Consider the following 8,760-nt stretch of genomic DNA (forward strand, 5'->3'; position numbering starts at 1 on the left):
CTAGAAAGGTCAAGAATTTGTAAGGCTTGAGATAAGTCAAGAGACGCTTAAACACAGACCATTGGTTTTGATTAGGCATCGACTTCTCCTCCTTCCATTTCTAACTGTTGAGACTCATAGGTCTTGGCATACCAACCACCCTGGGATAGCAAGTCCTCATGACGGCCACGTTCAATGATGCGACCTTCCTGCATGACTAAGATAAGATCAGCGTGCACCACCGCACTGAGACGATGGGCGGTAATGATAGTCGTCTTGTCCTTGCGGGTATGTTTGAGATTTTCAATAATAGCATGTTCTGTCTTGGCATCAACTGCCGATAGGGAGTCGTCCAAAATCAAAATGTCTGGATTCAAAATCATGGCTCGGCTCATAGCCAAACGTTGTTTTTGACCGCCTGATAGGCTGACACCCTTTTCACCAATAATCGTTTCAAATCCCTCAGGCATATCCTTGATATCATCATAAACTTGAGCCAACTTAGTCGCTTCTTCCACCTTATCAAAGGCGAGGTCAGTATTACCAAAACGGACATTGTCTAAAATAGAACTAGCAAAGAGAAACTGGTCTTGAGGAACATAACCCATCAAGCTACGCAAGTCTGATAGGCGATAGTCTCGGATGTCATGCCCATTCAAATAGATGGCTCCTTGATTAACATCGTGCTCCCGCAAGAGCAACTTGACAAGGGCGGTCTTTCCTGAACCAGTCTGTCCAACCAAGCCAAGGGTTTGCCCCTTGTCCAAGGTGAAATGAATATCTCTCAAAGTATCCTCATCCTCAAAAGCAAAGCGGTCAATCGCATATTCTAAGCGACCATTTTCAATACTTGGGAGAGGGTGCGCAGGATCTTGAACATCTGATTCCTGCTCCAGAAGATTTTCAATACGTTGGTAGGACACATTTCCCCTCTGTGTGATATTAAAGAGGAAGCCAATGGCCATTAGAGGCCAAACCAGCATGTCCAAATAGGTAATGAAGGTTACTAAATTTCCGACCGTTATCTGACCAGCTTGAATCATAAAGGCTCCGACAAGAAGGGTCAAAACATAGGATGAGCCAACAAAGAGTAAGACCAAAGGATCAAAAAGGCTGTCATACTTCATGGTATGCATATTCTTTTTAAAGGTCATCTTATTGGTCTCTTGGAAGGACTGAAGCTCAGCCTCCTGATAGCCAAAAGACTTGGTTACCTTGATACCTGATACCGACTCTTGAACCTTATTATTAAGTTCGGAAAAGGCTGCCTGGGATTCTCCAAAAGCTTTATGTGTCTTACGGCCCAAACGGCTGGTCGCAAAAGCCATGAAAGGGAGGGGTAAGACAGCCACTAGTGTCATCTGCCAGGAAATGCTGAAGAACATGGTGATTAAAGTTACCAAGGCTGTGATAGATGCATCTACCGCTGACATGACACCCCCACCAGCCAAGCGGGTTAAAGAGTTGATATCATTGGTTGCATGGGCCATGAGATCCCCAGTTCGGTACTTTTGGTAAAAAGAAGGCGACATCTTGGTAAAATGCTCAAAAAGGCGTGACCTCATAATCTGACCCAAGCGATAAGAGGTCGCTAAGATATACATCCGCCAAACATAGCGCAAATAGTACATTCCCAAAGCTGCTAAAAGCAAATACACAAGATTCAGAAGAAAAATCTGATTGGTCAATTTTCCCGATGTAATAGCATCAATGACCCGCCCCATAACCATAGGGGGAATCAGATTGAGAACCGAAACCAGACTCAGTGCCAAAATCCCGACAATATACCGGCGTTTTTCTAACTTGAAAAACCACCAAAGTTTTGCAATGATTGATTGCTTAAAAAACAAATTATTCCCCCTATCCTTACAAACGGGTGATTATTAGTCTAACGACAGCTTACTTCCAATAACGGTAGATTGTCCCATCTTCTAGCTCAAAATAGCCAATATAAGTCAGTTTGCCAAAGTCAGTAGACTCTGGCAATTGATAGGCAAAGGAATCAAAATTATAGACCTTATGCCCACCATCCATAGAGTATCTTTCCTTGTCATGAATGACTGACGCATCCTTCTTAGGGCTCCAAATGCGTCTGATGTCATCAGACGTCTTATATTCTCTGACGAAATTGTACAATTCAAAGTTGGTTGCCTCACTGAGATAGCGACCACCGGTGTTATAATTAGCAACCTGACGCTCTCTCTTTATCTCAGGAAAATTCCAAACCTGCCCTCTTTCTCGCATAATATCGGCATCACGTCCGCTTTGATAAGCATCTGCTTTAACCGTTGGCATCGTTGCTCCTAGTGTTAATACGGTGACTAGTGTCATCATTAAGTGTTTCATTGTTTCTCCAAAAGTGTTTATTCATTTTTCCCTCTTTTGAATGTGTTATCTTTGTATGATAGAAAATAAGCGAAACCTGAGACGCGTAAGCTCCCAGGTTTTTTACTCTTTAAAATGCATTTGAATCAGTTTTACAAGGAGGCGGTAGACACCTAGTGCCACCAAACCTCCCAAAGTATTGGTCCATAAATCATCTAGCTCAAAGACACGATTAGCATCAATGAGAAGGTCAAGAATGACTTGTCCGACCTCAATCGTCAAAGACATGGCAAGCGTCGCTACAAGGACCTTTTGCCAAGACCTAAATCTTGGGTGCAAGGCTAGGAGTCCTAAAATCAGCGGACTCAGCAAGAAAATATTGGTCACATTTTGCCCAAGGACAAAGACAATTTCCTTAAGACTATCCAATTGATTAAAATTTGTTAGACTGTTGAAGGGTGTCAAGAGCACCACTACACGACCAAAATGTTGAATACCAGGAGTTTCAACACCTTCAACTAGCCCATACTGGGGTGTCCAACATAGGAACACTAAACAAAGGAGATAGGCACAAACCAACATTCGGCTTACCTGTCTTCCTTTTGGTGTTAGTTCTCCATCCTTATCTACCCAAGTCTTAAGCTGAAACATCTTACTTACCTTCTGATTTACCAGAAGCTTCTGCCACAGCCTTTTGACGGTCACGTTTCATGGTGTTTGAACGCAATTGTCCACAAGCAGCATCGATATCTGTACCGTGCTCTTGACGAACCACGCAGTTAACCCCATTTTTCTTAAGCACATCGTAGAAGGCTGCCACACGTTCCTTGGTTGAACGACTATATTGGTCGTGCTCTGATACTGGGTTATATGGAATCAAGTTGATGTATGACAACTTACGGATTTTCTTAGTCAAATCAGCCAACTCTTGAGCATTTTCAGGGTGGTCATTGACCTCATTAAGCATGATGTACTCAAAAGTAACACGACGGTTGGTTGTCTGGATGTAATACTCAATCGCTTCAAAGAGTTTTTCAAGTGGGAATGAGCGGTTAATGCGCATGATGCTTGAACGAAGGTCATTGTTTGGCGCGTGAAGTGATACCGCAAGGTTCACTTGAACTCCTTCCTTGGCAAATTCCTTGATTTTTGGTGCCAAACCAGATGTTGACACGGTAATGTGGCGAGCTCCAATAGCAAGACCATTGTCATTGTTAATAGTACGCAAGAAGCGAAGCACATTGTCATAGTTATCAAATGGCTCACCGATACCCATAACAACCACGTGGCTGACACGTTCACCATCGCCACGGTCATCAAAGTATTTTTGTACCAACATGATTTGGGCAACAATCTCACCAGCAGTCAAGTCACGTTGTTTCTTAATCAAACCACTGGCACAGAAAGTACAACCAATGTTACAGCCAACCTGAGTTGTCACACAGACAGACAAACCATAGTGTTGACGCATCAAAACGGTCTCAATCAACATACCGTCCGGCAATTCAAAGAGATACTTAACGGTACCATCTTTAGATTCTTGGACGATACGTTGTTTCAATGGGTTTACGCAGAAATTCTCATTCAATTTAGCAATGAAGTCCTTAGAAATGTTGGTCATTTCTTCAAAAGACTGCACACGCTTCTTGTAGAGCCAATCCCAAATTTGAGTGGCACGGAATTTCTTTTCACCATGTTCCATAGCCCAGTCAATCAACTCCTCACGAGTAAAACCATAGATAGATGGTTTGTAACCTTCCATATCTTCCAACTTCTGGCGTTTACGACGTTCTGGCTTTGCTTGTCTTGTTACTTCTGACATCCTTTAATTTCCTTTTTTCTGATTGTAAAATGATGACCATCTGACTTGGTCTTGCTTGGTTTCTTCGATACGTTATTGGGGATTTTAGACTTTGAGGCCTGCTTCTGACTTTTCTTGAAGTTTGACTTGCGCTCACGGCCGCCATCCTCTGGTCTTGATTTAAACTTAGGACGTCGCTTGATTTTCTCAAAGCTTGGCCCCTCTTGATCCCTGTCTCTTCGTTTGGGCTTATCCGACTTTTGCTTGCCAGAAGCCTTCTGTCCTTTATTCTTTTGCGAAGCATTACGATCTTTCTCTCTAGCTTCTTGAGAAGAGTTGCGACGACTATTCGAACGACGACGCTTGCGTCGAGGCTCATTTTCCTCTTCAAAGACAATTAGCTGTGGTTCTTCATTTTTCAAAATAAAATAGGCACAACCAAAGGCACAGTACTCACGCAAATACTCTGACAAACGGCTAATACGCTCCGTCTTTCGAGTATTTGGGCGTTCGTCCTCGTAAAATCCCTTAAGGCGAAGCTGATCATTTGACCAATCTCCAACAATATAATCATACTTGAGCATGATTTCAGAAAAACGTTGCCCAAAACGGGTCGCGTCTAAGGCATCCTTATGATTTTCAAGAACCGTAAACTGACAGGCATCTGATTTCAGAAGGTCGGCCACATACACAAAGTCTGGCCCTGGATATTTATTATAATTAAACATTTCTGGCAAGATTTCTTTACGCATGTGCCATCCTTTCTGCTGACTCTTATTTTCTATCTTGATGCTGTGATAATGCTCTTATCCCAATTGGCACCATTTTTTCTCAAATATTTGGCCACAAGTTCCCTTAACAGGTCTGGAAAAAGAAGAGTCGCATCCTTTTCCTTGATGGTAGGGAAATAAGCAGCATAGTAGTACTGATCCACAAGGACCAAACTAAACTTTTCATGAGAATCTACAACCCTACCATTATACAATAAATTACCGTTTTTGTAAGCAAAATTCCCTGTGATTACCTGACCAAATGTTTTTCCACGGAAGCCCATGCCTTTAATGGTTTGATTTCTGAGGAGTTCTGCCTTGGTGAAAACTTCTTGACAAATTTCTTTGAGCTCTTGGCCGGTCACTACCAGACGGGCCATTCGCATTTGATGGGGCAGGGCTTCTTGTAGGTCTGCCATGGTCACTTGAGGACCTAGTGTTTTCATGATGAGTCCAGTATTTAAAACCGTTAACTGACTATCTGTCTCTTGACAAACAGCTTCTAGCACCACCTGACAAGTCTCATCAAAACTCAATTTTCGACCTAAATCGGCCACCTTTTCCTGAGCTAATCGACGATAGCCTTCCTCTCGCATGGCCTGAATAAAGACTTGGTCTTCCTTGTCCAAATCTAAAAGATAGGTTTTGGTAGGAATAGCTACAATCTGACACTCCCTTAATTGCCCGTCTTCCACAGTTAAGTCAATGCAGCCGATATAATAACCATACCTATCTGCAGCCGCCAAATAAGTCTCATTAATCAATTTACCCTCTTCAAACAGGTGGTGGGTATGGCTCCCGATAATAAGATTCACCTGAGGGTAAGTCTCTGCAATCTGCTCATCATAGCGTATTCCTAAATGACTAAGCAGCACGACTAGGTCTGCATCCTGAACCTCAGGACGAGCCAAATCCTCCTCTAACTGCGTAAGCGGATTCAAAACCTCCCAACCATTTGGAGCATAGGTGACATAATATGGAAACGTATAAGCTAGAAAAGCAATCTTTGTTCCCGCTTTAGTTTGATAAATCAAATAAGGCTTAGCCCAGTCAGGCTGTCGGCCCTTGTCCTTGAGATTTCCTATGATAGGCTGAAAATTAGCCTGCTCATAAAGACAGTCTAGCTCAGCCTTAGCCAGTCCAATCCCTTCATTATTTCCAATAGTCGCATAATCTATTCCCAACTCATTCATCAGGGCGACATTAAAACGCCCAGCTGTCGCATCGGATAAGGGGTGGGACTTATCCACATTGTCCCCAAGATCTACCTTAATCAGCTCTCTATCCGTCTGACTCAAATCATCCACAGCTCGCTTGAGTTGTGGATACTGTTCGAAATGAGAATGTAAATCGTTAATATGGAGAATTCGAATCGTGTCTTTCATGACTTCTATTTTAGCACTTTTACCATAAAAAACTTGACATTCAATCTGCCAAGCCTTTAACTATTTTTCAAACAGGAAGGTATTCCTAGTTAACTTTCTTTTTAAATATTCTTCTGCGAGATGATAAACGTCATCTGCCAGGGATATACTGACATAGATGCACACAATTGAGAAAACACCTCCTCTAAAGTGTTGCCAAGCAAGGAATATAAGCCCATAAATCAGGAGCGCAAGTACTATTTGGCCAAAAAATTGACTCACTAGTCGTCTAAAAACCACAAGTAAGGCCATAAGTAATCCCACCTTTAATACCATAACCAATACCCTTTAAGGCTGCACCTTGCCAAGTACCTGTTTGAATACCACCTTTAACGGCTCCCCCAACAGCCCCGACACCTACGGCAGCTGTAGCTCCCCAAAAACTACATGCTGCACCCACAATGGTAGAAAGATCTTTGGAATCAAGCATGTCAATCTTATCAATAGTTTGTATTGTCATTAAAACAACCTCCTCAAAAAATCAAATCATAGCTCTTTATTTCAAGCTTTGACTTGATTATAAGTCAGAAGCCAACAAAAAAATAGTGACATCAATGTCACTACTTTTTTGTTGGGGGTGGATTCATCTTTGGAATTACAAATTATTTTATTTTTACTGAGGTTAAGTAAGGGTTTCAGTACACACCAATAGACATCAAAATATTAATTTTAAGCGATTTTTGATTTTTTGAAACTCATTATATCGCACTACAAATCAATAAAAACTCTACCTTTTACTCTACCTTTTTTAGATAAATATATCATTTGGATATTGAAGTTAAGCCTTGCTATCATTTCGATGGCAGGGCTTTTTAATATTTGGTACACTAACTTCTTATCTATATTTTGGTGGAGTTGAAGTTGACATCTACAAAGTTTAATGTTAGAATACATTCAAAAATATATTTGAATGAGGTGTTTTATGATTCAAAATATTGTTACTTCAATAATCCTGTATTCTGGGACAGCCGTAGACTTACTTATTATCCTAATGTTATTTTTTGCCAAAAGAAAAAGCAGAAAAGACATTATTAACATCTATTTAGGACAATTTCTAGGCTCTGTTAGTCTAATATTCCTAAGTTTGCTTTTTGCATTTGTCTTAAATTATATTCCTAGTAAAGAGATTTTAGGTTTACTCGGTTTGATTCCAATTTTCCTAGGCCTCAAAGTTTTGTTTTTAGGAGATTCTGATGGAGAAGCTATTGCAAAAGATGGTTTGCGCAAAGACAATAAAAACCTGATTTTTCTAGTCGCTATGATTACTTTTGCAAGTTGTGGTGCTGACAATATTGGTGTTTTTGTCCCATATTTTATTACCTTAAATTTAGCGAATTTGATAGTGACTTTACTTACCTTTCTAGTCATGATTTATCTCTTGGTTTTTTCTGCCCAAAAATTAGCACAAGTCCCTTCTGTTGGAGAAACTTTGGAAAAATATAGCAGATGGTTTATTGCCGTTGTCTATTTAGGATTGGGGATGTATATCCTGATTGAAAACAACAGCTTTGACATGCTATGGACTATGTTAGGCTAGGAGAAAAATTATGAAAAAAGATAGTATCTGTCAAGTGGATGTTATAAATCAACAAAATGTTACAACCGCAACGAACTACCTTGAAAAGGAAAAAGTCCAAAAATCACTTCGCATTTTATCAAAATTTACCGATAATAAACAGATAAATATCATCTTTTATCTCCTTGCCGTCGAAGAACTCTGTGTCTGCGATATAGCCTGTTTATTAAATCTCAGTATGGCATCTGCCTCCCACCATCTTCGTAAACTAGCCAATCAAAACATCTTGGACACTAGAAGAGAGGGGAAAATTATATATTATTTTATAAAAGATGAGGAAATCAGAGATTTTTTTAATCAACTAGGATAACAACTATTTTTACTACTTTTCCATGATTATAGGAGGCTTATCTATGAAATTTTTGATGAAAATTACTCACAAGAAATACCTACTCGTATCAAATGTTTAAGAAAAAGTATAATTTAAAGCAAAGTGACTTAGGTAATGCAGGTCAAGTTAGCCAAGTTGAAAAGGGAAAGCGACAAGTTACCGCTTCAATATTGCTTTATTTGAATACTCAAACCGACTTAGACTATAAAGAAATTATTTTTGGAGATATTGCCAAGTTTGTTGAAAATATGTTTTACCACTGCTTCAGCTCTATTTTATTTAGAGATTTGGAAACTGTAGATAAAAGAATGAATTCTTTGTCGGATGATGACTTAATTCAATACAATCTAAATGTCTTGGACTTTCCAAGACATTCGCAAATTTCAATATTCAAAGAAAAATGTTTTGGCTTCTGATGAAACTGAAATGGATACTTTTCACAAAAAAGACGACATTGACATTACTGTTGGTGAAAAAAGTTATAACCTCGCTAGAAGTTTTAGAACCAGTACCATCAATGAATTGACTGTCATTGATTTTGAAGAAATGTTTGA

General features: G+C 40.0%; 10 protein-coding genes and 1 pseudogene. 3 read left to right on the top strand and 8 right to left on the bottom strand.

Annotated features, from left to right (window positions below; translation table 11 throughout):
- Nucleotides 1–71: 71 nt before the first annotated feature.
- From HSISS2_RS08965 to HSISS2_RS12025, 8 genes are all read right to left on the bottom strand, one after another.
- Entirely contained in the window at nt 72–1,829 is a 1,758-nt protein-coding gene (locus HSISS2_RS08965) for an ABC transporter transmembrane domain-containing protein (protein ID WP_042767122.1), read from the bottom strand.
- A 49-nt stretch (nt 1,830–1,878) separates the two neighbouring features.
- Nucleotides 1,879–2,325 carry a hypothetical protein gene (locus HSISS2_RS08970; RefSeq protein ID WP_021146423.1) on the bottom strand — a complete coding sequence of 149 codons (447 nt, stop codon included), beginning with the start codon at nt 2,323–2,325 and terminating at the stop codon, nt 1,879–1,881.
- A gap of 102 nt (nt 2,326–2,427) precedes the next feature.
- Nucleotides 2,428–2,955 carry a VanZ family protein gene (locus tag HSISS2_RS08975; protein ID WP_008535508.1) on the bottom strand — a complete coding sequence of 176 codons (528 nt, stop codon included), beginning with the start codon at nt 2,953–2,955 and terminating at the stop codon, nt 2,428–2,430.
- A 1-nt stretch (nt 2,956) separates the two neighbouring features.
- Nucleotides 2,957–4,126, bottom strand: a complete 1,170-nt coding sequence (rlmN, locus tag HSISS2_RS08980) for a 23S rRNA (adenine(2503)-C(2))-methyltransferase RlmN (RefSeq protein ID WP_021146424.1) — start codon at nt 4,124–4,126, stop codon at nt 2,957–2,959.
- Nucleotides 4,114–4,857, bottom strand: coding sequence for a YutD family protein (locus tag HSISS2_RS08985; protein WP_021146425.1), 744 nt, complete (start codon nt 4,855–4,857; stop codon nt 4,114–4,116). The genes rlmN and HSISS2_RS08985 overlap by 13 nt, the downstream gene beginning before the upstream one ends.
- A gap of 29 nt (nt 4,858–4,886) precedes the next feature.
- Nucleotides 4,887–6,260 (bottom strand): bifunctional UDP-sugar hydrolase/5'-nucleotidase, encoded by a 1,374-nt coding sequence (locus HSISS2_RS08990; RefSeq protein ID WP_021146426.1) that lies wholly within the window; start codon nt 6,258–6,260, stop codon nt 4,887–4,889.
- 268 nt (nt 6,261–6,528) lie between these two features.
- The gene (locus tag HSISS2_RS09000; RefSeq protein ID WP_021146427.1) at nt 6,529–6,759 is read right to left on the bottom strand and encodes a hypothetical protein; all 231 of its coding nucleotides are present in this window, start codon (nt 6,757–6,759) and stop codon (nt 6,529–6,531) included.
- 248 nt (nt 6,760–7,007) lie between these two features.
- Nucleotides 7,008–7,193: a FanG protein gene (locus HSISS2_RS12025; protein ID WP_081102576.1), complete on the bottom strand. Its 186-nt coding sequence runs from the start codon at nt 7,191–7,193 to the stop codon at nt 7,008–7,010.
- A 28-nt stretch (nt 7,194–7,221) separates the two neighbouring features.
- Between HSISS2_RS12025 and HSISS2_RS09005 the strand changes: the two genes are divergently transcribed.
- From HSISS2_RS09005 to HSISS2_RS12030, 3 genes and pseudogenes are all read left to right on the top strand, one after another.
- Complete coding sequence (locus HSISS2_RS09005; RefSeq protein WP_021146428.1) at nt 7,222–7,836, top strand: CadD family cadmium resistance transporter; 615 nt, start codon at nt 7,222–7,224, stop codon at nt 7,834–7,836.
- A 10-nt stretch (nt 7,837–7,846) separates the two neighbouring features.
- A complete protein-coding gene (gene cadX, locus HSISS2_RS09010; RefSeq protein ID WP_000711078.1) occupies nt 7,847–8,185 on the top strand; it encodes a Cd(II)/Zn(II)-sensing metalloregulatory transcriptional regulator CadX in 339 nt (112 codons plus the stop codon).
- 22 nt (nt 8,186–8,207) lie between these two features.
- A pseudogene (locus tag HSISS2_RS12030) lies at nt 8,208–8,760 on the top strand (helix-turn-helix transcriptional regulator); the annotation flags it as partial.

Source organism: Streptococcus sp. HSISS2, assembly GCF_000448665.1.
GTDB lineage: Bacteria > Bacillota > Bacilli > Lactobacillales > Streptococcaceae > Streptococcus > Streptococcus raffinosi.

What these genes read in the sequence shown, in the direction of transcription:
- HSISS2_RS08970 (WP_021146423.1), bottom strand. Translation starts at nt 2,325, where the DNA reads ATGAAACACTTAATGATGACACTAGTCACCGTATTAACACTAGGAGCA.
- HSISS2_RS08975 (WP_008535508.1), bottom strand. Translation starts at nt 2,955, where the DNA reads ATGTTTCAGCTTAAGACTTGGGTAGATAAGGATGGAGAACTAACACCA.
- rlmN (WP_021146424.1), bottom strand. Translation starts at nt 4,126, where the DNA reads ATGTCAGAAGTAACAAGACAAGCAAAGCCAGAACGTCGTAAACGCCAG.
- HSISS2_RS08985 (WP_021146425.1), bottom strand. Translation starts at nt 4,857, where the DNA reads ATGCGTAAAGAAATCTTGCCAGAAATGTTTAATTATAATAAATATCCA.
- HSISS2_RS08990 (WP_021146426.1), bottom strand. Translation starts at nt 6,260, where the DNA reads ATGAAAGACACGATTCGAATTCTCCATATTAACGATTTACATTCTCAT.
- HSISS2_RS09000 (WP_021146427.1), bottom strand. Translation starts at nt 6,759, where the DNA reads ATGACAATACAAACTATTGATAAGATTGACATGCTTGATTCCAAAGAT.
- HSISS2_RS12025 (WP_081102576.1), bottom strand. Translation starts at nt 7,193, where the DNA reads ATGTATTCTAACATTAAACTTTGTAGATGTCAACTTCAACTCCACCAA.
- HSISS2_RS09005 (WP_021146428.1), top strand. Translation starts at nt 7,222, where the DNA reads ATGATTCAAAATATTGTTACTTCAATAATCCTGTATTCTGGGACAGCC.
- cadX (WP_000711078.1), top strand. Translation starts at nt 7,847, where the DNA reads ATGAAAAAAGATAGTATCTGTCAAGTGGATGTTATAAATCAACAAAAT.